The sequence below is a fragment of the Gemmatimonas sp. genome (genome assembly GCF_021298855.1).
Classification (GTDB): Bacteria; Gemmatimonadota; Gemmatimonadetes; order Gemmatimonadales; family Gemmatimonadaceae; genus Gemmatimonas.
In genome coordinates, this window is sequence record NZ_JAJTHI010000023.1 from 28,301 (window position 1) to 50,421 (window position 22,121).

General features: G+C 69.7%; 19 protein-coding genes. 13 read left to right on the forward strand and 6 right to left on the reverse strand.

Translation table 11 applies throughout. The features are described 5' to 3' along the window. Nucleotides 1-23: 23 nt before the first annotated feature. Nucleotides 24-587, reverse strand: coding sequence for an RNA polymerase sigma-70 factor (locus LW840_RS09180; protein ID WP_291260657.1), 564 nt, complete (start codon nt 585-587; stop codon nt 24-26). Between the two features lie 133 nt (nt 588-720). Between LW840_RS09180 and LW840_RS09185 the strand changes: the two genes are divergently transcribed. The 5 genes from LW840_RS09185 to LW840_RS09205 all read left to right on the forward strand — a co-directional run bounded on the left by LW840_RS09185 (nt 721) and on the right by LW840_RS09205 (nt 8,185). After that, complete coding sequence (locus tag LW840_RS09185; protein ID WP_291267326.1) at nt 721-1,740, forward strand: FecR domain-containing protein; 1,020 nt, start codon at nt 721-723, stop codon at nt 1,738-1,740. Nucleotides 1,741-1,751: 11 nt separating this feature from the next. Next, nucleotides 1,752-4,202, forward strand: coding sequence for a TonB-dependent receptor plug domain-containing protein (locus LW840_RS09190; RefSeq protein WP_291276852.1), 2,451 nt, complete (start codon nt 1,752-1,754; stop codon nt 4,200-4,202). A gap of 312 nt (nt 4,203-4,514) precedes the next feature. Beyond that, nucleotides 4,515-5,255 (forward strand): DUF4386 family protein, encoded by a 741-nt coding sequence (locus LW840_RS09195; protein WP_291267324.1) that lies wholly within the window; start codon nt 4,515-4,517, stop codon nt 5,253-5,255. A gap of 336 nt (nt 5,256-5,591) precedes the next feature. Continuing rightward, nucleotides 5,592-6,692 (forward strand): GGDEF domain-containing protein, encoded by a 1,101-nt coding sequence (locus tag LW840_RS09200; RefSeq protein ID WP_291267323.1) that lies wholly within the window; start codon nt 5,592-5,594, stop codon nt 6,690-6,692. A gap of 146 nt (nt 6,693-6,838) precedes the next feature. Next, a complete protein-coding gene (locus tag LW840_RS09205) occupies nt 6,839-8,185 on the forward strand; it encodes a divalent metal cation transporter (RefSeq protein ID WP_291273574.1) in 1,347 nt (448 codons plus the stop codon). A gap of 24 nt (nt 8,186-8,209) precedes the next feature. On the opposite strand, the gene LW840_RS09210 is transcribed toward LW840_RS09205, so the two are convergent. Next, the gene (locus LW840_RS09210; RefSeq protein WP_291260651.1) at nt 8,210-9,025 is read right to left on the reverse strand and encodes a hypothetical protein; all 816 of its coding nucleotides are present in this window, start codon (nt 9,023-9,025) and stop codon (nt 8,210-8,212) included. A 372-nt stretch (nt 9,026-9,397) separates the two neighbouring features. On the opposite strand from LW840_RS09210, the gene LW840_RS09215 reads away from it, so the two are divergent. The 4 genes from LW840_RS09215 to LW840_RS09230 all read left to right on the forward strand — a co-directional run bounded on the left by LW840_RS09215 (nt 9,398) and on the right by LW840_RS09230 (nt 14,750). After that, a complete protein-coding gene (locus LW840_RS09215; RefSeq protein ID WP_291273575.1) occupies nt 9,398-11,047 on the forward strand; it encodes a DUF885 family protein in 1,650 nt (549 codons plus the stop codon). Next, nucleotides 11,044-13,284, forward strand: coding sequence for a prolyl oligopeptidase family serine peptidase (locus tag LW840_RS09220; protein WP_291273576.1), 2,241 nt, complete (start codon nt 11,044-11,046; stop codon nt 13,282-13,284). The genes LW840_RS09215 and LW840_RS09220 overlap by 4 nt, the downstream gene beginning before the upstream one ends. An 81-nt stretch (nt 13,285-13,365) precedes the next feature. Continuing rightward, the gene (locus tag LW840_RS09225; protein ID WP_291260648.1) at nt 13,366-13,614 is read left to right on the forward strand and encodes a hypothetical protein; all 249 of its coding nucleotides are present in this window, start codon (nt 13,366-13,368) and stop codon (nt 13,612-13,614) included. After that, the gene (locus LW840_RS09230; protein WP_291267267.1) at nt 13,602-14,750 is read left to right on the forward strand and encodes a hypothetical protein; all 1,149 of its coding nucleotides are present in this window, start codon (nt 13,602-13,604) and stop codon (nt 14,748-14,750) included. The genes LW840_RS09225 and LW840_RS09230 overlap by 13 nt, the downstream gene beginning before the upstream one ends. Here LW840_RS09230 and LW840_RS09235 read toward each other — a convergent pair. Genes LW840_RS09235 through LW840_RS09245 form a run of 3 tightly spaced genes read right to left on the reverse strand, consistent with a single transcriptional unit; the run spans nt 14,747 to nt 15,936 of the window. Then, nucleotides 14,747-15,064 carry a type II toxin-antitoxin system RelE/ParE family toxin gene (locus tag LW840_RS09235; RefSeq protein WP_291260646.1) on the reverse strand — a complete coding sequence of 106 codons (318 nt, stop codon included), beginning with the start codon at nt 15,062-15,064 and terminating at the stop codon, nt 14,747-14,749. The two genes, LW840_RS09230 and LW840_RS09235, sit on opposite strands and share 4 nt — an antisense overlap. Next, a complete protein-coding gene (locus LW840_RS09240) occupies nt 15,052-15,309 on the reverse strand; it encodes a type II toxin-antitoxin system prevent-host-death family antitoxin (protein ID WP_291260645.1) in 258 nt (85 codons plus the stop codon). The genes LW840_RS09235 and LW840_RS09240 overlap by 13 nt, the downstream gene beginning before the upstream one ends. A gap of 60 nt (nt 15,310-15,369) precedes the next feature. Then, on the reverse strand, nt 15,370-15,936 hold the full coding sequence (locus LW840_RS09245; RefSeq protein ID WP_291267269.1) for a hypothetical protein: 567 nt from the start codon (nt 15,934-15,936) through the stop codon (nt 15,370-15,372). Between the two features lie 92 nt (nt 15,937-16,028). Here LW840_RS09245 and LW840_RS09250 point away from each other — a divergent pair, with 92 nt between their 5' ends. Next, complete coding sequence (locus LW840_RS09250) at nt 16,029-17,546, forward strand: FAD-binding domain-containing protein (protein WP_291276853.1); 1,518 nt, start codon at nt 16,029-16,031, stop codon at nt 17,544-17,546. Nucleotides 17,547-17,562: 16 nt separating this feature from the next. On the opposite strand, the gene LW840_RS09255 is transcribed toward LW840_RS09250, so the two are convergent. Then, nucleotides 17,563-18,348 carry a GNAT family N-acetyltransferase gene (locus LW840_RS09255; RefSeq protein ID WP_291276854.1) on the reverse strand — a complete coding sequence of 262 codons (786 nt, stop codon included), beginning with the start codon at nt 18,346-18,348 and terminating at the stop codon, nt 17,563-17,565. A gap of 153 nt (nt 18,349-18,501) precedes the next feature. On the opposite strand from LW840_RS09255, the gene LW840_RS09260 reads away from it, so the two are divergent. The 3 genes from LW840_RS09260 (at nt 18,502) to LW840_RS09270 (ending at nt 22,066) form a co-directional block, all read left to right on the forward strand. Beyond that, nucleotides 18,502-18,975, forward strand: a complete 474-nt coding sequence (locus tag LW840_RS09260) for a hypothetical protein (RefSeq protein WP_291276855.1) — start codon at nt 18,502-18,504, stop codon at nt 18,973-18,975. A 186-nt stretch (nt 18,976-19,161) separates the two neighbouring features. Next, a complete protein-coding gene (locus tag LW840_RS09265; protein WP_291276856.1) occupies nt 19,162-19,476 on the forward strand; it encodes a hypothetical protein in 315 nt (104 codons plus the stop codon). 370 nt (nt 19,477-19,846) lie between these two features. After that, a complete protein-coding gene (locus LW840_RS09270) occupies nt 19,847-22,066 on the forward strand; it encodes a hypothetical protein (RefSeq protein ID WP_291276857.1) in 2,220 nt (739 codons plus the stop codon). Nucleotides 22,067-22,121 lie beyond the last annotated feature (55 nt).

Below are 22,121 nucleotides of genomic sequence, written 5' to 3' on the forward strand. Positions count from 1 at the left end.
CCTGACAACCATCCGGGGCGCCGCTAGTCGCGCCAGGGGCTGAGCTGCTCCCGGAGTGCCCGCAGGGCGCGACTCATCTGGGTTTCCACCGTCTTCACGGACACGTCCAGTATCTTGGCAATTTCGTTGTACGTGAGCCCGCGCGCCCGACTGAGGAGGAAGACCTCACGGGCACCGGGGGCCAGCCGCGCGAGCGCCTGCTGCAGTGCACGCTGCAACTCGGTGGCAATCACCTCGTCCTCCACCCCTGCCGTGCGCGTGGCCACCTGCTCGGCGCGTTCCGGATCCTTCACCATGGTCCCGTCCTGACGCCGTCGGTCTCGCACGTAATTGAGGGCGCGATTGCGACAGGCCTGATACAGGTAGGCCGGCAATCCGTCTGGTATGTCGACGGCCGTGCGGTTGCGCCACGTGGCGAGAAGGGCATCGTGCACGATGTCCTCGGCGGCCACCGGATCACGCACCACCTGGTGGACCGCCGCCGCGAGCCGCGGATAGAGGGCGCGGACGACGCCGTCGAACGCGTCGCGCAGGGCGGAGTCGTCAAACGCCGGGGGCCGCGCGGGGGGGCGATCAGGGGGATGCATGCGCGCAAGGATATCGTGTCAGGGTACAAATGAACACGCGTGTTGTTAAGGATCAGGAGACGTCCCGTGCCCGTCCGCGGCTTCGCCCGCGGGAGGGTACCACTTCACTGAACCAGTGCCTCACCGAGTGCCTATGTCCGACTGCACCGCCGACGACGATCTGCGCTGGCTGCAGGCCACGCGCGTGGTAGCGGGCGGGCTCGATGCCGACGAAACGGCTCGGGTGCGCGAGTGGCTGTCGTCAACACCGGAAGGCGCCGCGATGCTTGCGGACGCGGCGTACGCCTGGTCGGCGGCAAACGGTCTTGGCGCCATGGGACCGGTGGAGTGGAACACCGAGGCCGCGATGCGGCGGTTTGCCGAGGCCCGCGCGGGCGATGCGCCATCTCCTCACGTCGTAATGGCGGCGCGCGGTGGCGTCCGCGTTCGCCCCCGTCTGTTTGCCGCGGCGGCGCTGGTTGGCGTGCTGGTCGGTGTCGGGTGGTGGCGGCAATCGGCGTCCGCCTCGGTGCCACACCCGACGGGTCCGATGGTGCTCGTCGCGAAGGGGGGTGACGCGCCCATGACGGTGACGTTGGCTGACGGCTCGCAGGTGACGCTCGCGCCGGGAAGTACGCTCCGCAGCGCTGCCGACTTCGGGCACGCACATCGGCAGGTGGAATTGACGGGTGAGGCGCTGTTCACGGTGACGCGCGGCGCCGCGCCCTTCCGGGTGCGCGTTCGTGACGTGATGGTCGAGGATCTCAGCACCGCGTTCGTGGTTCGGGAGCGCAGCAGCGCCGTGCTGGTCACCGTGGTCGAGGGCGCCGTGGTCGTGGGCGCGCGTCGTGACACGGTGCGGGCAGGCACCGGCGGCCTGGTGACGGCCGCCGGTCTCGTGGAGCCACACGGTCCGGAAGTCGCCCGCCAGGCCACGTCGTGGACAGACGGGCGGCTGGTGTTCGACAATGAGCCGCTCGGCGACGTGGTCAGCCGCCTCAGCCGCTGGAGCGGCAGGGCCATCGAGGTGGATGCGTCGTTGGCGCGCCGACGCGTCACGGTCACGTTCGATGGGGAGCCACCCGACGTGATGGTCGAGGTACTGGCCGCCACCATCGGTGGACAGGGACGCGCCACGACGCTCGGGTGGAGGCTGAGCGAGCGGCCCAGGTGATGAACCCCCTGGTGCTTCCACTCGTCGCGCTGCTGGGGAGCTCCGCAGTCGCGGGCGAGGCGCCGGCGACGGCGGCGTTGGTGCCGGCAGCGTCGGTGCGCCAGGACGTCTGTCGGTCGACCGCGCCGGCCGGTTCGGGCGGGGCGTTGCGTCTCGTGCGCGTTCCCCTCGCCGAGGCGGTGCGGCGGGTGGCCGAGCGCGCAGGCTGGCGGCTGTCGTACAGCGACGAGCAACTGCCTCGGCGACTCGTCTCGGTCGTGTGCGGCGTCTTCGACGCGCACGCGGCACTCGCGGTGATCCTCGTGGAGACCAACCTGCGTGTGATCGTGAAGGAACGCCTGCTCATCCTTGCCCCGATGAACCAGACCGACGACCGGGGAGCCGATGCCCGACCGCCCCAGCCACTGCCGCTGCAGCGCGTGCAGGCCGACGCCGACGCCGCGTCCCCTTCGCTGCTGGGCGTCCTTGCCGGTGCCGGCTCCCGAGTGGTCCTGCTGAATGGCGACAGTCTGCTGGCGAGCGGTGCGGCGTCGATGGGGGAGGTCCTGCGCTCCGCACTGCCCGGGCTGGCGGTGTGGGACCGCGGTGGCGGCGCACTCCGTGTCGCCAGCGTGCGTGGGCGGGGAGGAGACGGTGGCCCCGGCGTGAAGATCTTCGTTGACGGCATCGAGGCGGCCGATCCGGCCTCGGTGCTCGGGCTGGACCTGCGCGGCATTGCGCAGGTCCAATGGCAGCCTGGCGCCGCCGGCGCCGCGCGGTACGGCACGGATGCCCTGGACGGCGTGCTGAGTCTCACGACCCGTGCCCTGCAGGGAGCAGTTGCCAACGACGGCGAGCGCACGTTCCCGATGTCGCTGCGCGTGGGGGCGGCGGGATCCCGCCTGCAACGCGGGGCACTCATGTCCACCGATGTTGGCGCGAGCGGTGCCTGGCGGCATGAGGCGCGGCCCCACCAGGCGCAGCGCGTGGCGACTGGCGGCACCGATTCCACTGTGGTGCGGTACTCGCTTGGCGCCACGGGGTTTGCGCTGCGTACCGGGGTGCCGGTGGGTGAAACGCCAACGACCGTCGCCGGTGGGTCGTGGTCGGCAGTGGTCGCGGCAACCCGGTGGCGTATGGATCTCAACGCGCGCGCGGCGCGCGGGCGACAAGTACTGTCGATCGATCCGCGTTGGACCGAGCCCGCGCCATCCGCACAGCGCGGTACCGCGCGCGTCGCGGCGCTCGATGAAGAGGCGGTACGGGACGCCCATGCGGGACTCGCCCTGCGTTGGGGGACCGGGCACAGCGGGCATGCCCTGCAGATTGCGGTGGCGCGCTCCGAACGTGAGGCCACCGTGAACGCACGACGCGTGTCTCAGCAGGACAGTATTCGCGGGGCATGGCCTGGGCCGGTGACGCGATGGACGGCACGCTACCGCAGCGATGTGCCGCTGCCCCACCGGGCTCTGACCCTGCAGCTGGTCGGCGACGCGTCTCACCTGACACGCAGCGCCCCCGACAGTTCGACGCTCACCAACTCGCTCGGCGATGGTTCCATCACGCAGTCGCTCGCCGGTGGTGCCGTCAGCGTCCGGGGCGACACCAAACGCGTGCGCTGGTCGGCGAGCATGCGTGGGGAATGGAACGATGCGCTCGGCGTGCGATCGCTGCCGCTGTGGCTCCCCTCCGCCGGCATCGAGGTTTCGTTACCGACGCTCGGCCGTACGATGTGGCGCAGTCGCGCCGCGTTCGGGGCAAGCGCGCGGGCTCCGTCTCCGGGAATGAGTGCGGCGCGCACCACATCAGTGTACGCACAGCGCGCCAATCCGTCGTTGCAGGGCGAGCGTCAGCGGGCAACGGAGGTGGGAATTGATGGGATCATCGGGGGAAGCGGGAAGCTGGGGATGACGGCATTTCGCCAGCGGACCGACGGCTTCGTTCAGCTCGTGGCGACCGGACAATCCGAGGCCGAGGCGGGGCTCGTTCGCCGTGTGGTCCAGTTCCGTTCGGTCGGCGCGGTCGTGGCCCGCGGTGTGGAGGCAGATGGCGTGCTGACGACCCGGTGGGGGCAAGGGCGGGCAAACGGCAGTCTCTCGCGGTCGCGCGTGGTGACGCTCGACTCCACCTATCGCGGGCCGCTCCGGGTAGGCGCGATTCCGCTCGAGGCGCCCCAGGCGTCGTGGGCCCTCGCGTGGACGACACGCCTGCATGGTGGCGACCTCACCATCGCGCAGCAGACGATCGGATCGTGGTCGTCCGTGCTGTGGGACTGCGCCGCCGACCGGACCGTGGCCTGCAGCGGAGGCCCGCGCCCCGTGGCGGCGCTCACCCGATGGCACGCGAGCTTCGCCGGGCCGCCAATCAAGGGCTGGCGGTGGCGCCTGCGCGGGGAAAACCTCACCAACGTGCAGCGGGTCGATGGCAGTGCGATTCTGGTGGGGCCTGGGCGTGCGATGTCCGTGGAAATCGGCCGCTGGTGAAGCAGTACGCGGCGGCCCCGAGCGGGCCGCATCGCACACCGTGGCGGCGGTCCGGCGCTCGGCGAGCGTCTTCGTAAACCGTGGTTGCCCGCGATATTGGTGGACTATTTGATATTACTGCTCTTTTTGATTACAGTGTTACTTCCTGTCTTCAAGCTGGTCACCCTGCCCTATTCCCGGCACACCAGGTAGCGCGGCCTGTCGCCCCCCAGCGTCGCACGCTCCCTGGAACCTCATGGGCGATCCCCCAGCAACGGCGGGGCCTCTGGCTCGCTGGCCGGTGCCCCCGGTTCACCATCCTCGGAGATTCCCGTGCCACTTCGCGACGCCCTCAGTGACGATGCCCAGACGTCCCAGCGCCAGTATCTGATCGCCGGCCTGATCCTGCTGGTGCAGGGCATCAGTATCTTCGCGCCAATGGCCGTACTGGGCGGCGCCATCCAATGGCCAGCCAGTCTGGATTTCTCGCCGGCGCAAATGCTGCCGCTGCTGCGGGAGCAGCTGAGCAGCGTTCGACTGGGATACGGCCTGTACCTCGGCTACTCGCTGCTCTTCCTCATCACTGGCGTCGTGACCGTTCGGTTGGCCGCCCGTCCCGGCCCCCTCGGCGCGCTGGGACTCACGGCGATCGGGGCCGCCGCGGTCTCGGCACTCGCGCGGGCGATCGGTATCCTGCGCTGGCTGACGGGTAGTGTGGTCCTGGCCGAGGCCCACGCTGCCCCGGGGCTGTCGGCGGAAGGTCGCGGCGCCATCGAAGCCACGCAGGCCGCCATCAATGCCTGGGGCGGCGCCATCGGCGAAGCGCTCGGCGTGGCGACCTTTGCCGCGATCTGGGCCATGGCAACCAGCCTGCTGATCCTGCGCGATCGGCGGTTACCGGCCTGGGCGGGGGTGGCGGGGCTCGCGGCCGGCGCGCTCGTCGCCTTGCCCGGCCTCGAACTGTTCGGCATGACGCCTCCGGTGTCCATCGTGCTGTCCACCACCGGGATTCAGCTCTGGTTCATGGCGCTGGGGGGGCTGTTCGTGTGGCGCGCCTGGCCCCGCCCCACATAAGGGCGAGGAGCGTGCCGGTGGGACACCGGGGATCGCCCGGGGCCGACGTTGGGCGCGCATCGGTTCCGGCCCGGGTCGTCGCGCACATCGCACCCCAGGGGCACGTCCTGAGGCGGGGCCATGGCTGGTGTACCAATCACCAGGGGGCGTGGGCGAGACGGCTGGCACCCCGCCGCCCCATCGCGCGGCGCTGGCAAAGTCGGCGATCGTGCCGTACACTCGACGGGCAGCCGACCGCCCCCGTTTGGAATTCCTCTCCCGTCGCCGCCGTCGGCGCTCCGGAACCCTGCCACGCCCCAAGGCGCCGCCCGTGCGCGAAACCAGGAGACGACCCGCGTGAATGCCCAGCGCGAGCGCTACGCGCGTGAGGGCATCAGCGAGACCATTCCCGTGAAGTCCACGACTCGCATCAGACGTTGGTTCCGGCTCGACTCCGAATCGCTGACGCCGTATCGGACGCGCATCGTGGCTGCCCTCAGCCTGCCTGCGGCGTTGCTGTTGCTGCCCTTCACGATGACCCACCTGCTGTATGGGCGATGGGGGCTCGCGGTGGTCATCGCCATTGCCCAGGTGGTGCTCTTTGTCGACGGCCGGGCTGCCAGCCGCAACCTGCCGCCGCCGGTTCCGCATCTCGCCTTGGCGATGATTCTGATGGTCGTGGTCTTTGCGTCGCTCGCCTTCCAAGGCATCAACGGCGCTTTGTGGGCCTATCCCACCCTGTTCATCTGCTACTTCATCCTGCCGCGCGGCCGGGCCTTGGGCGTGAGCAGCGTGATCGTGGTCGCTGTTTCCCTGATCGCGTACGACAGCCTGGGAGGGGCACTCGCGGCCCGGCTGGCCGCCACGCTCGCGCTCACGCTGGGGATGATCAACGTGGTGCTCAACGTCATCGATGACCTGCAGCAGGCCCTCCAGGATCAGGCCGTCACCGATGCCCTGACGGGCGCATACAACCGCCGGCGCTTCGATGAGGAACTGGCCCGCATCGAACTGACCGCCGCCCAGGGACAGACCTGCACGCTGCTCACGCTCGACGTCGATCACTTCAAGCGCGTGAATGACACCTACGGCCACGCCGTCGGCGATGAGGTCCTGCGTCGCGTGGCCGCGCTCATCAAGGCGCGCAAGCGTCGCGACGACATGCTGTTTCGAATCGGGGGGGAGGAGTTCGCGCTGCTGCTGCCGGGGTGCGGGGCAACCGAGGCTGCGGCACTGGCGGAGGTCCTGCGAAAGCGCATCGAGCAGGCCGAAATGCCGGCAGGCCAGTGCATCACGGTGAGCGTCGGCGTGGCCAACCATATCGTAGGCGATACCCCGGAAGCCTGGGCGAGGCGGGTCGACGCCGCGCTCTACCTGGCCAAACGCCAAGGACGCAACCGGGTCATCGTTTCCGGTTTGACAGCGCCCGCAGAGCAGATCCAGCCTGTGAGCGTCTGACGGGCCGTTGGGGACCGCCGACCAGTCCGGTCCGGCGGGGAACCCGGCTCATCCGGCAGATCCGCGAGGTCGATCCGCTCGCGCGTCCGGCATGTGGCCGGACCGTGCGTACCGCCAAATCGCGAGGCGGTCGCTATGCTTTGCAGGTGACGTCATTCCATCGTCGCGCGGCCCGTGGCGCGCGTACCCGCCGCGAGCGCTCAGGCGCCCCCCCACACGCCGTCGCGCACCACCAGCGCGGCACGGCGTTCCGGTTTGCCGATGTGCAGCGATCCGGCAGGTCCGCACTGGTGGCGTTCTTCGCCGTGCTCGGGCCCGGTCTTCTGGCCGGCCTCTCCGACGATGATCCGGCCGGGATCACGACCTACTCGATGCTTGGGGCCGACTTCGGCTACCGGCTCCTGTGGATCATTCCGGCCTCCACCATTCTGTTGATTCAGTTTCACCTGATGGCGGTGCGGATCGGGGCGGCCACCGGACAAGGGTTCGTCGGCATCATTCGTCAGCGATGGGGACACGGCGCGGGATACGCCGCCGTAACCGGCCTGCTGGCCGCCAACTTCGGTACGATCTGCGCGGAATACGCGGGCATCTCGGCGGCGGGTGGGCTGATCGGCATTCCGTCCTGGATCAGCGCTCCATTGGCCGGTATTCTGATCTCGCTGGTGGTCGTGCTCGGCTCATTCCATCGGGTCGAGCGCGTGTTGCTGGTCATCTCCTCGACCCTCACCCTTTACATCGTCGACGGGTTTCTCGCCGGACCGGACTGGTCGGCGGTGATGCACTCGTCCGTGATTCCGCGAATGCCGGAGACCCCGGCTGGCTGGGTGGCGGTGGCGGCGACCCTCGGCACGACGCTCGCCCCGTGGGGGCTCGCGTTCATCCAGAGTTACGCCGTAGACAAGAAGATCACGATGGACAAGCTGCGGCTCGCCCGGATCGACGTGATCATCGGCTCGGTGCTGACCGGGGTCATCGGGCTCGCCATTGCGGTGGCCTGTGCGGCCACCCTCAACGCGGCCGGCGTACACATCGAGAATGCAGGTGACGCCGCACTGGCCTTGCGACCGCTCGCCGGGAGATTCGCGACCGTGCTGTTTGGCGCCGGCTTGCTGGGCGCCTCGCTGCTGGCCGCGGCGATCGTGCCGATCGCCACGGCTTACTCGATCGCGGAGGGGGTGGGTGAGCCGGCATCACTCGATCTCGACTCGCACCACTTTCAGTGGTTCTATGCCGCTTTCATCGGCTTGACCGTGGCCGCGGTGAGCATCGTCTCGCTGCCGGATCTGCCCCTCATTCCGCTGATCTATTCCAGTCAGGTGGTGAATGCGGTGGTGCTGCCGCTGCATGTCGTCGCGCTGCAACTGCTGTCGTCCGATCGTGCGCTGATGGGTGCGTCGCGATCGACACGGTGGGTGAGAGCCGGTGGGTGGATCAGCATCACCTTGATCCTTGCCTGCATCGGCGCGCTGGGCTGGAGCTGGCTGCGGTAACGCCGGACCGCGTGGCCGGCCCCCTCAGCGCTTCAGGAACCGGCTGCCGGCAATGTAGACCTCGCGCCCTTGCCGCCGCAGCGGAAGCGTTATGCGGCCATCGGCTGCGGTAACGACCAGCGCGCCGCCGATCACCTCCCAGCGGCCGGTGTTGCGGGTGCGGGTGGGCTCGACGGCGGCGCCGGGGAGCGAGACGGTGCTGGTCGTCCAGTGCACGAACGTACCGTCGGCGGCGAGGTCCCACCCTTCCTCGCTCACGTAGCCCCCGGTCGACGACATGTTCGACTCCTGTCGCCGCCAGGCGCCGGCGAGCGCACCGGCTGCGGCCTTATCGGTGACCGGCGTCCCCGGGCGCACCGTGGTCACCAGTCGTTCGGCGGCGGCACGGAAAGCGGCATCCTCGGCTGGCGCAGCCAGGCTCACCACGCCCAGCATGGTACCGCTGCCGGACGGACGGGCGAGGATGCGCAGGATGACCGTTTCGCCGCTCTCGGCCCGCACACGGGCGGCGGTGGTCCACACGTCGAGGCCACCCACCCGTCGGGCCGCTGGGGGCTCCAGCAGAGTGGACGCCTTCTCATCCAGCCGGACCCCCTGGAGCACGGTGAAGCCGTCGGCGATCGCCAGGTCACCGCGGGAGTAGGCCCCGCCATACACGATCAGCGCGCCGGACGCCCCGGTTCGCCCCCACGCCTCGACCCGGCCATCGGCGCCGGCGAGGGTCCACCCGGCGGGCGGCACATAGCCCATTCCGAACCCGGGGATGGTGCGGGCGCTCTGAGCAATGAGGGCGACCGGAGCGTGCGTGAGGAGTGCGAGGGCGAGGGCGCGGGCGATCACGTGACAGCGGGTGGGGGTGGGGGAGGCCTGCGCTACCAGATCGCGAGCGGGTAACTTCGCCGGTCGCTCACCACATTGCCAATGGTCACGGCCCGGGCAGTCCCCACACCGGGGCCGCCGCAGCGATGGCACCGGGGGCAAGGACCTGGCCGAGCACACCGGCAGCATCATGGGCCGGGGCGAGGATCTGCGCGCATATCGCGCACCGCAGATCGCGCACCGCAGATCGCGCACCGCAGATCGCGCACCGCAGATCGCGCACCGCAGATCGCGCACCGCATATCGCGCACCGCACGACGCTGCCACGCGCATCGTGCGGCGCGGCGATGCCGGCCGGCTCGCCGCGCTCGCCGCCGCGCGCCAAGTTGGAGGATGCGCTCACTCCTCCCGTTCCGCCCGCGCCGCCATCTGCGCGCGCTCGCCCTCCTCGTTGCCGCCACCGCCCTTCCTCGCGGCACCGCTGCCGCCCAGAGCGACGCCCAGCGTGACAGCCTCGTGCAGCTCGCCGAGGCGCTGCGCACGCTGCGCCAGCCGCCAATGGAGGGCGGCGTGCCGGTCTACTCCCCCGAGGCGCTCAGCCGGTGGCGCGCCGGCCTCGACGCCCTCCGCGCCCGCCACGCCGCGCTCAAGGCGGGCCGCTGGTCGGTGGCCGACCGGGTCGACTACATCCTCGTGCGCACGCAGCTCGAGGCCTTCGACTTCGAGCTGCGCGTGCTGCGCCCGTGGGCGCGCGATCCGGGCCACTGGGTCGACCTGCTTGCGCGCACCCCCTACACCGGGGTGCCACTCACCGCCGAGGGGCGCACGCGCCTCACGCAACAGCTGCGCGCCGTGCCCCGCACCCTCGCAGCCGCGCGCCGGCACCTCACCGAACCGGCCGGTGAGCTGGCCGGCATTGCGCACTTCCATCTCACCCGCTCCGATGGCGTCAATCAGGGCGAGCCCCGTCGCGACCCGCCGCCGGCCGGCATCATTGGCTGGTACGAAGACCTGCGCGCGCGCCTCGTGCAGCACGAGCCGACGCTCGTCCCACTCGCCGATTCCTCGCTCACCGCACTGCGCGCATTTGCCGGCTGGCTCGCCACCGAACGCCCGCGCATGACGGCGCCCGCGCACATCGGGCTCGACGACTACGCCTGGTACCTGCGCCACGTGCGCCTCGTGCCGCTGAACGTGGAGCAGGTGCGGCTCATTGGCGAGCGCGAGATCGCCCGCGCCCGCTCGCTGCTGGCGTTCGACCGGCACAAGTATCGCGCGCTGCCACCCATCGTGCCGGTCACCACCGCCGAAGAACATGAGCGTCGCACCCGCGAGGCGGAGACGCACATTCGCACCTTCACGCAGCGCGAGAAGCTGCTCACGATTCCCACCGACATTCCGCCGCAGTACGACACCGACGCCTTCTTCATCGATCGCAGCGCGTGGGGCGGCGCCCGGCACTTCTGGGAGGAGCTCACGTATCGCGATCCGCTCAACAACCACGTGCACGCGTCCATCCCCGGCCACCGTTTCGACGGCGCGCTGCAGCGGCGCCATCCGCGCCCCATCCGCCGCGCCTTCAGCGATGGCACACGCGCCGAGGGATGGGCCTTCTACATCGAGGAGATGTACCTGCACACCGGTCTGCTGGACGACCGGCCCAAGGGGCGTGAGCTGTTCTGGATCGCGCAGCTCAAGCGCGCCGCGCGCATTCATGCCGAGCTGCGCATGCAGACGGGTGAGTGGACGCTCGACGACGCAATCACGTACCTCGTGCGTGAAGTGCCGCTCATGGAGGAGAACCTCGCGCGCTACGACCTGGCCATCTACCTGCGACGTCCGGCCTACGGCATGAACTACACCATTGGCAAGGCGCAGCTGGAGCAGCTGCTCGCCGATCGCCAGCGCCAGCTTGGCAATGCGTTCGACCTCGGCGCCTTCCACGACGCCTTCCTTGCCGCGGGGCCCATTCCCATAGCGCTCATTCGGTGGGAGCTCACCGGCCTCGATGATGAGCTGCGCGCGCTGGGGGTGCTGCCGTGATCGCGCGTCTGGTATGGGTCGGCGGTGCGGCGCTCCTGCTGACCACCGCCGCGCACGTCGGCCATGCGCAGCCGGCGCCGACCCCCGACTACAGCATCGACCGCTTCTATTCGCTGCCGTCGCTCATTGGCACGGAGCCGCGCGGCATGACCTGGTCGCCAGACGGCCGCACGCTCGCCTTTCTCTGGAACGACGAGGGCATGCCCTTCCTCGACGTGTTCGTGGCGCGCGTGGTCCCCGGGCAACCGCTGCGCCCGCAGCGCGTGACGCGTTTGCCGCGTCCGGAAGTTCCCCGGAACCCCGGCCCTTCGTACGGCGAGCAGCGCACCGCCATTGCCGCCGAACTCGACGAGGGCATACGCAGCATCAGCTGGCACCCGGACTCACGGCGACTGCTGTACGCCCACCAGGGTGGCCTGTGGTTCGTGACGCCGGGCGAGGCGCCGGTGCGACTGGTCACACCACCGGGCGCGGTGCAGCGCCCCACCTTCGATCCGTTGGGCGCGCGTGTGGCCTTTCTGCGCGACGGCGATCTCTGGGTGGCCGATCTGCGCGGTGACACGCTGGGCACACCGCAGCGGCTCACCACGCTCGCCCGGTCCGGCGTGGGGGTGGAAGACTTCACGTGGGCCCCCAGCGGCCAGACGCTTGCGATCATCGAGACCGACCGCACGCCCATCCGCACGCGGCTCATTCCCGACTATCTCCCCGACGAAGCCATCGCCACGCCGGTGCGCCGCGCCCTCCCCGGTGAACCCTCGGAGCACCGCCGCCTGGGGCTCGTGGCACTCACCGGGGGCCCGCCGCGCTGGCTCGAACTGGGCGGCGAGCCCACCGACATTGTCTTCACCTATGCCTTCTCGCCGCGCGGCGAATCGCTGCTGATCGACAAGAGCGACGTGTTCGTGAAGGACCGGCGCCTGCTCGTGGCCGACGTGGCCACCGGCGCCACGCGCCTGCTCGTGCGCGAGCAGGAGGCCAACAATGTGTCCGCCGAGTGGCGGGCGGCGTGGGCGCCCGATGGGCGCAGCGTGTACTTCACGAGCGATCGGGCGCACGATTACCACGTATGGCAGGTGGATGCCGCAGGCACCGCGGAAGGCGGCGCGCCGCGCGCCATCACCAGCGGGCCGTGGGCGGTGTTCGGCTTCACCGTCACGCCGCGCGGCCTGATCGTGGTGGCCAACGAGGGGCGCGCGGAAGAGCGGCACCTGTATCGCGTGCCGCTGCGCGGCGGAGCGCCGGTGCGCCTGTCCACGCGCCCCGGCACGCACACGCCCGTGGTGTCCCCCAACGGCCAGCTGGCCGCCGTGCTCTTTTCCAGCGACACGGTGCCCCCCGATCTGTTCGTAACCGACCTCGCCGTGGCGCGCCCCGGCGCAGCGAGCGAACAGCGCCTGACCACGTCGCCGCGCCCCGAGTTTGCCGCCTACACGTGGCCGGCGCCGCGCTACGTGACCTTCACCAGCCGCGCTGACGGCGCCACGGTGCACGGCCGGCTGCTGCTCCCCCCCAACTACACCCCCAGCCGGCGCTGGCCCGTGGTGGTGGGCTCCATCTACAGCAACACCGTGCGCAACCAGTGGGGCGGGCGCAACGCGCACCCGCTCTGGGGCTTCGACCGCGTGCTGCTGGAGAAGGGGTACGTGGTGTTTGCGCTCGACGTGGCCGGCAGCTCCGGCCATGGCACCGCCTTTCGCCGCCGCATCCGGCTGGACTACGGCGGCATCGACGTGGAGGACATCCACAGCGGCGTGGAGTGGCTCGTCGCGCAGGGCATTGCCGACGCGTCGCGCGTGGGCATCTGGGGGAGCAGCTACGGCGGGCTGCTCACCAGCATGTCGCTGTTCACCAAGCCCGGGGTGTACCGGGCCGGCATCGCCGCGGCGCCGGCCACCAACGTGCTGCACGCGCTCACGGGCGAACAGCGCGTGATGGACACCCCGCAGCAGCGGCCGGCCGAGTACGCCCGCGCCTCGTCGTCCACCAAGGCGGCCGGCCTCAAGGACGCCCTCATGCTGGTGCACGGCATGCGCGACGTGGTGGTGCTCTATCGCGACTCCGTGTGGCTGCTGCAATACCTCATGCAGATGGGGCGCGACGTGGAGCTGGTGACCTTGCCCGACGCGCCGCACGGCTGGGACTTGGGGCCGCGGTACCAGACGCGGTACGCCTTCCAGCGCATGCTCGACTTCTTCGACCGGCATCTTGCGCCGAATGGAGCGCCGGCGCGCTGACGGCCACCGTTCGAGGCGCGATTCGTGCTCGGCGTCGGTGATGGACTTGCCGACGCCGCAGGTGGGCGGTAGTTCACTGCCATGCCCTTCCCCACGAAGTTCGCCGGCCGTGTTCGGCTGCCGCGTCTCCTGCAGCGCGCGTACCTGTGGCCGCTGGCCCTGCTCCTCGTTCCCTCGGCCCTCGAAACACAGCGCCGCCGCGGCTGCCCGCAGTTCGCGCGGGTGCCGGGCTACGGCGCCTGCGCCAACATCGGCGGCAACAGCTGCGGCTTCTGCACCTACCGCTGCAACGACGACACCGTGGTGCGCTGGAACGTGTGCGGGCAGTAGTCCGGTGCCGCGGCGCCGCGCTCCTGCTGGCGCTCGGCGGCTGTTCGGGCACGGAGGACGCCACCGACGAGGCGCCGGACGCGCTGCGCCCCGCCATGAACGCGCGCACGGTGTATCCGGCCAAGCGTGAGGAGTGGCGAACCGACATCACCCCGCACACCGACAGCACGATGGTGCCGCGGGTGTTCCGCGCCAGCCGCACCACCGTGGCGCTGCTGCAGGACGCTCCCGCGCGCATCTCGCAGTTCGAGCTGCACGGCAAGGGCATGCTGCTGTCCACGCGACCGGCGCGGGTGGACTCCGTCCTGCACGCGGAGGTGCCACGCGACATCGTCGCGCCCACCGACCTGTCGCGCGTCACCAACGACGGTCAGGTGGACGTGGTGGACAGCGCCACCAGCACCCTCGTGCGCGAGTCGATCGGCGGCTACGTGTTTCGCCGCGACCTGCCATTGCTGCGCGGCGGCAGCGGACGCCTGTGCACGGTGGCGCCGGCCACGCTGTTGCACGTCCGGCAGCTGGGGCCGCGCCGTGTGCTCGAGGCGTTCACGCTTACGGCGAACGCCGCCGATGACGCGCTCACGGGCCGGCATCGCATCGTCGGCGAAACGGGCGCGCGCCTGCGCTTCGGCAGTGGCGACGTGCGGCGGTGTCTGCTCATCACCCAGCGCAACGTGTTCATCGTGAGTGCCCCAGCGCTCGACAGTCCGCAGGCGGCGCCGCGCGTGGAACCACTGCGCCCACCAGGCGACACCGGGCGCCGGCGCATCGGTGAGTCCGGTGATCCGGCGAGCGCCCCACGACAGCCCTATGTGGTGGACGCCTCCATCGTGGACGGCGGATTCGTGGTGCTGCTGGGGACGATCTCCGACCAGCAGGGGCGACTGGTGGACTACTACGACGAGCAGGGGCGCTATCTGCAGAGCGCCATGCTGCCCTTCACCGCATCGGCCATGGCCGGTGCCGGCCCGCGCTTTCTCGTGCTGCACCGGGACCCGCAGTATCGCTGGTGGCTGTCCTCGTGGCTCACCCCCATGGCCGCGCGCGGGGCCACACCGCCACCGGAACCGCCGCGACTCGAGAAGGCCCCGGAGCGGCAGCTGTTCGAACCGCCGCGGCGAGGCACCACGAACTAGCCTGAACGTCCTTGGCGTGACAGTCGGGATGCGCGCAGCTTTCGTTCTGAACGCATGACGTGAAGGATGAGCACACGCTCGCCGTCTACGCGATAGAAGATGCGACACGGCGGTTCGACGATCTGCCGATAGCGCGTACTGCGGGCAAACTCGCGCGGGCGGCTGCCGCTGTCCGGATGCGTGGCGAGCTGCTCGACGTGGGCGACGATCCGCTGCACCAAGGCTGATGCGGCGTGCCGACTCTCAATGGCGATGTAGTCGGCAATCGCTTCCAGGTCTGCGAGCGCCGGCTCCGTCCAGACTATCTCAGCCACCTGGCGAGCCGCGCTTTCGCCTCCTCGTGCGAAACGACGCGGTCATCCGCGACCGCCATTTCTCCGCGCGCGATCCCCTCGAGAATCGCCATGCGCTCCTGCTGTCGATGGTACGATTCCACATCGACCAGATACGCACTGGGGAGCCCATGCTGGGTAATCAGGATGGGCTCCTTGTCACGCTCGAGCTCGGCCAGCAGCTCGGTTGCCTGACGCTTCAGCGTCGTCACCAGTTCCGTGCGCATGAGTGATACTTAAGTGGCACTACTGCCCCCCCGCAAGACGATCGCCAATGCCGTACGTGGCTACTTCGCGAAGAGCAGCGCTGGCGGAATGGGATTGCCGGGGGTCTCGGCTTCCCAGTAGATCGTCACCACCCACCACCGCGTGCCGTCGAAGAAGAGCTGGAACGAGTTCACGCCGCGGGCGAAGGGCGCCGGATCACTGAGCGCGCGCTTCGAATCGTAGGCGCTCATGAGGTGCACCACGTTGCCGTAGCGCTCCATCTTGCGGCCGATCTCGCGCTCGAAGAACCCGCTGCGCTCGAGCTGCACGCCGGCGTTGGCGATGTACTCCTCCGCCGTCCATACGCGCAGCACCCCCGCCCCATCCGCCCGCTTGCCCGTGGGAATGAGGCGCGCGCCGGGCGCCATGAGCGAACGGAAACGGTTCCAGTCACGCGGCTGGCCGGCCGGCCCCGAAATGACATCGTAGACCGCCCGCATGATCGCATCGATGCTTTCCACATCGGCGGGGCGTGCGGCCGGTGCCGAGCGGGCCGTATCACGGGGTGCGGCGGCTTGCGCGGCGGCGAGGGCGGGGGTGATCCACAGCGAGGCGGCGCACAGCGCCAGACGCAGAGAGCGGGACATGATGATGGGGCTTGTGTTTGGCAGGAAGTTGGAGGATACCGCAGGGGGTGCACCGCCGTGAACTGGATCAGGCGGTGCCGCGTTTGCCCGCTGTGTCTGTGCAACTTGTCTGGTTCAAGCGCGACCTGCGCCTGCATGATCATACGCCGTTGACACGAGCCGCGCGTACGGGACCGGTTGTTGGCCTGTTCGTCTTCGAGCCGTCCATCGTGCAGGCGGCCGATTACGACGCCCAGCACCTCGTGTTCGTGCGGGAGTGCCTCACGGAGCTGCGCACGCGCCTGCGTCGGCGCGGCGGGGAGCTGCTGGTGCGGGTGGGCGAGTGCCCTGACGTGCTCGAGCAGGTCTGCCATGAGCTCCGCGCCACCGCCATCTGGGCACACGAGGAGACCGGCAATGCGCGGACCTATGCTCGTGACCGCCGCGTGCGCGCGTGGGCCCGAACGACGGGCATACCGCTGCACGAGGTGCCGCAGGGTGGGGTGGTTCGCCGACTCGCGTCTCGTGATGGATGGGCGGAACATTGGGAGTCGGTGGTGCGCGCTCCGGTTGCCAACCCACCGTCCCGCTTTGCCCCCCTGCCCTGGACGGACGCTCCGGATACCGCGCCCGCGAGCGGTGAGGTGCCGACAGCCGACGCGCTGCGGGTCCAGTGTGCGGCAGGACGCGCGCATGACACGCCGGGGGGTGAGCGCGCGGCGCGCGCGCTCCTGCGCACCTTCCTGTACGAGCGTGGTGAACAGTACCGGCGGGAGATGTCGTCACCCGTTTCGGCGTTTCGCGCCTGCTCCCGGATCAGCCCCCATCTGGCCTTCGGGACGCTGTCCGGCCGACAGGCGTGGCAGGCCGCACAGCAGCGGCTGTCGGAGGTGAGCGGCCCGCTCGACCGCGACGAGCGCTGGCGCGCCTCCATCACGTCGTTCGTCGCCCGTCTCGCGTGGCGCGAGCACTTCATGCAGAAACTCGAAAGTGAGCCGGCCATCGAGCACCGCAACTTCTCGTCGGTCTACGACGACCTGCGCCCTGCCGTGGCCGATCCCGAACGGCTCGAGGCGTGGCTGCACGGGCGGACCGGCTATCCGTTGGTCGATGCGTGCATGCGGGCACTCCGGGCGCAGGGGTGGCTCAACTTCCGCATGCGCGCCATGCTCGTCTCGTTCGCCTCATATCACCTGTGGCTCCCGTGGCAGCAGACCGCCGTGGCGCTGGCGCCGCACTTCCTCGATTACGAGCCCGGCATCCATTACTCGCAGTTTCAGATGCAGTCGGGAACCACGGGCATCAACAGCATCCGCATCTACAATCCCTACAAGCAGGCGCTGGAGCACGACCCGGCGGGCCACTTCGTACGCGCGTGGGTCCCCGAATTGCGCGCGGTACCCACAGACTTCCTGCACGCGCCCCACGATATGCCGCCACTGGTAGCCAGCATGGCTGGCGTCCGCATTGGTCGCGACTATCCGCTGCCCATCGTGGAGCACACCGCCGCCTACCGCGAGGCCAAGGCGCGCATCTTCGCCGCACGCGAGACGGCGGCAGCGCGAGCGGACGCGGCGCGGGTCTATCGCCAGCACGGCTCGCGCAAGGACCCGTTGCACCGGCGCCGATAACCACGGGCCTCGGGGCTCAGGCCATCACGTACCAGCGGTGGCCGGAGGGCGAGCCCTCGAAGCCCATGCGCTCATACACCGCCTGCCCCATGGGCGTCGAGTGCAGTCCCACCATGGGCTTGCCCAGCTCGAAGGCCGCGTTGGCCACGGCCACAGTGCACAGCGTGCCAAGCCCGCGCCGGGCGAAGCGCGGCTGCGTGCCCACCCAGTAGATGCCGCCCATGCCGCCCGTGAGCAGCACCATGGCCGTGGCGGCCGGCTCACCATTTACGGTGGCCAGCGCAAAACGCGTCACCGGCGAAAACACACGCCGCGGATGCGCAAACAGGCTGTCCGCTTCCTCGCGCGGCATCCCCGTGGCCCCGAAGGCATCGGCAACAATGGACTGAATGACGGGCAGATCCGGCGCCGCGGCGGTGATGCGCACCTCCACCCCCTCGGGTACCGCTGTGTCTAGCGGGCGCCTCGTGAGGAACATCCACGGGGACTGACTGCTCGCGCGCACGCCACGCTCCTGCAGATAGGCGGCGATGTCCGCATCGACATGATCGCGCACCCAGACCGTGAACCCGCGCCCGAGCGGCCGGAAGAACTCCTCGGCGCGCTCGATCACCAGCGCCGGATCGGTATCCGGATCGGTGCGTGCCACACAGTTGGAAAAGCCGATGGGGAACTCCGTGCCACCCGACACGAGCAGCACGCCATCCTCTTCCATGATCATGGTGCCATCCTGCCAGCGACCGAACTCACGGATGGCGTCCATGAGGTTGCGATCGAAGATATCATTCCAGCGAGCGGGCATTGGGCGATGTCGGTGGGGTTGCAAACCGCGGAGGCAGGGAAAGGTATCCCGCCCGCTGTCGCCCCGGGCACTCCCCGCGGGCAACCCTTCGTCCCTGCCCCCGTGACCAAGGGGGTATTCCTGATTCCTTCCCTCCTCCACCGACCCACCTTAATGCGCCTGTTCCTCCCCACCCTTCTGGCCGTCGCCGTCGCCATTCCCGCCGCCGCCGCCTCGCTCCCGGCCCAGCCAGCGCCCATCGTGGGCACCTGGAATGTGGAGTGGGAGATGGGCCGGCAGATCATCAACGGCGAAGCCACCGCCGTGATCGCCAAGGGCACCATGACGGTCGTCGTCTCCGGCGACTCGCTGCTGGCCACGCTCACGGCAACCAGCCGCAGCGACAATCAACCGCTCACCCGTCCGCCGTTCACGATCGGCGGACGCGCCACGGCGACGGGGGCGGTGTTCACGCAGATCTCCGAGGCCACGCTCAACATGAATGGCGAAGAGCGGAAGCAGCGGTCCATCGGCACGTGGACCCTGCAGGTGAACGGCACCGCGCTGACCGGCTCGGTGAAGCGGGTGATCGAAGGGATGGAAATGGACATGCCGCCGGCCGCCGTGACGGGCACGCGCGCGAAGTGACAGGCCACGCATCGATGGGGTACAGCCGGTGGAATCGTGAAACCTCCACCCGGTCCGAACGGAGTACCTCTCATGCGACATGCCCACGCGATACCTCGGCGAACACGGGGGGCCCGCCCCCCGCAATTGCTCCGCGCGGCCAGCGGCCTGCTGGCAGCAGGTGTGCTGACCGCGTGCGGCGGCGACGTGTCCACCGCCCCCAGCGAAACGCCGCGTCGCGAGCTCACGCCGGCCTGCACGAACCCGGCGCCACTCCACGGCACGCCGAGCCCGCAACTGGGCCCGCGCTACATCGTGCTCTTCAGGCCCGGGGTGGAGCCCACGGCCGAGGTGGCGCGTTTGGCCCGTGTGCACCGCTTCACTCCCACCCACGTGTACCTGGCCACCGGTGGTTTCGCGGCGGAACTCACGCCGTCTGCTGTCGCGGGCCTTCGCTGCGAGGGGTCGGTGATGCTGCTCGAGTACGATCAGGTCGTGACCATCGCGGGTGCTCCGTGGTAGACGGGGCACCGTAGTCCCGTACGCGGCCCCCGAACTGGTGTGTCGAACGCCGAATTGGGCAGCTCCTGCATGTGCAGCGCGCAAGCGCTGCCAGCACATGAGCAACCCTTCGCAATGAACGAGGGTCGAACGCCGGGACCCTCTCCTGCGCTCGCCACCATCCGCGCGCGCATCCCCTCGACCGCCGGACATGCTCGCTGCCCTCGCCGTGCTCCTGCAGATCAGCGTCAGCACGGGTCCCAGACCCTGCGATCCAAGAAAACTTCCTGTCGGTGCGTCGCCGGATACGGTCTGCTCCGGCATTACGTCGCTCAACATCGGCACCGTTGGCAGCGGCGCAAAGCGCCCGGGAGCGCCGCGCCGCATTGCGATGACAGACGCACACCGCGCAACGGCGTTCCGTGATGAGGCAGCCCGCACCATGCTGCTGGGCGCGCGCGTGGCGCGTCTCCGCCAGGACTCGGCGCTCCTCGGTTACGATGTCCGTGCACTGCAGCGCTACTCGATCGGCGTGGGGTTCGCCGACAAGGGGCGCGCGCGCAACATCGTGACCTACGAAAGTGCCTCCCGTGTGCGCTGGCAACGCGCGCGCGGCGTGGTGGTCGATGTGCAAGGGGCACGGACGTCGAGCGGCCTGATCCCCCGGGATGCACTCGACAACGGCGAGGCGTCGATGTCGGCCTCCATTCCCTACTATCCGGGGCGCGATGAACTGTGGGTTGGCAACGACGTCGTGACAGGGGAAGTGGACGATCGCGAGATGGTGCATCCCATGGTCGAGGGCGCCGAGGCGTACTATGTGTATGCGAGTGGCGACACGGCGAGCATCCGCACGGGTTCGTCGGTCATTCACCTTCGCGAAGTGCGCGTGCGGCCACGCCGGCCGGCGTGGAATGTAGTGGTGGGTTCACTCTGGTTCGACGAGGCGCGGGGCACGCTCGTGCGCGCGGCGTTTCGATTCGCCGCGCCCTTCGACTTCTGGCTCAATCTGCGTGACGTCGACTCGACGGCGGCGAAGGAGTTGCTCGGGGCGATACCGCGCGCCATACGCCCTCTCCTTCCCGGGGTTCGCGGACAGATGCAGGCGGTGACGCTCGAATATGGATTGTATGCCGGTCAATTCTGGCTTCCGCGCGCCCGCTACGCTGAAGGCGTGGTTCAGGTGAGTGTCGCGCGTCTGCCGTACCGTCTGGAGGAGAGTTTTCGATACGACGCGGTGAACGGCGCCGACTCGCTCGCGGGCATGCCGCCCATCATCGTGCCACCGGAAGAACCGCTGACGGTGCGCAATCAACCGCGACGTGACTCGATCGCGGCGGCGCAGCGCGCAAGACGAGACTCGGTACGCGCGGGGCTGATCGACTCGTTGCGCGCAACGCATCCAGCCTGCGATACGAGCGCGTTCTTCACGGAAACCCGCTTCGCCGCGGACGGGCTCACGCCGGTCCTCACGCGCGTGCCATGTGATCGCGCCCGGTTGGCGACCTCCAGCGCGTTACCACCGGCGGACGGATCCGACTCGGCCGACGTCTTCGGCGTACGGGCGCGGGCGCAGCTGGTGGCTCAGGTCATGTCGCTGGGAGTGCAGCCGGTGTTCGCCCCACAGCGTCCCACGGTGCATGTCGGCCCTGGACTGCTCCGCTACAATCGGGTGGAGGGAATGAGTGTTGGCGCGGCCGTGCGGCAACAGCTGGGCGCGGGCTATGCCGTCAACCTCACCGGGCGCGTGGGGGTGGCCGATCGCATGCCGAATGCCAGAGCGGAGGTGCAACGGAGCGATCTGCAACACACGTGGACGTTGGGCGGTTATCGCGAGCTCGCGGCTGTTGGCGACGACGCGCCGCTGTCCGCGGGCAGCGCACTGGGGGCGCTGCTCTTCGGTCGTGATGAGGGCTACTACTATCGCCGGGCCGGGCTCGATCTGTCGTATGTGCGCGCGCCGCTCACGTCGGACACGCGACTGACGTGGCGGCTGTTCGCCGAACGGCAGCAGGCAACCGGCACGAACGCCACGTGGTCGCTCGGGCGGCCGATGCGCGACAGCAATGTCACGGCGTTGGGTGCGGGGTTCGCGGGACTGGGCGTCAGTAGTGCGCGCACCCTTGGCCATGCGAACGGGCTCACGCTCACGAGTGTCGTGCAGGTGGAGGGTGCAGTGACGGACTCCAGGGCGCGTCAGGGGTACGGCCGCGCAATGATGCAGCTCTCACTCGCGCGATCACTCGGCGCATTCGCAGGGAGTGTGCAGCTGTCCGGAGGTACCTCGGTAGGGCAACTGCCGCCGCAACGCCGGTGGTATGTGGGCGGCACCCGCACGCTGCCGGGGCTCTCGTTCGGCACCGCTGGCGGCGACGCGTTCTGGCTTGCCCGCGCCGAGGTGAGTCGCGGGATGCCGCTCCTTCGCCCCGTGCTCTTCGCCGATGTGGGATGGGCAGGGGAGCGCAACGGCTGGCGCGGTGGGTACCGGCCGCTCAGCGACGTGGGGCTTGGGCTTCGTGCGCTCGATGGACTCGTTCGCGCGGATGTGGCCCGGGCGCTGTATCCGGTGTCGCGAACGCGGTTGTCGCTGTCGATCGAGCGGTCCTTCTAGCGGTCGTTCTGGCGGTCGTTCCAGCGGTCTGGCGGTCGGTACCGGGTTGTGGAGA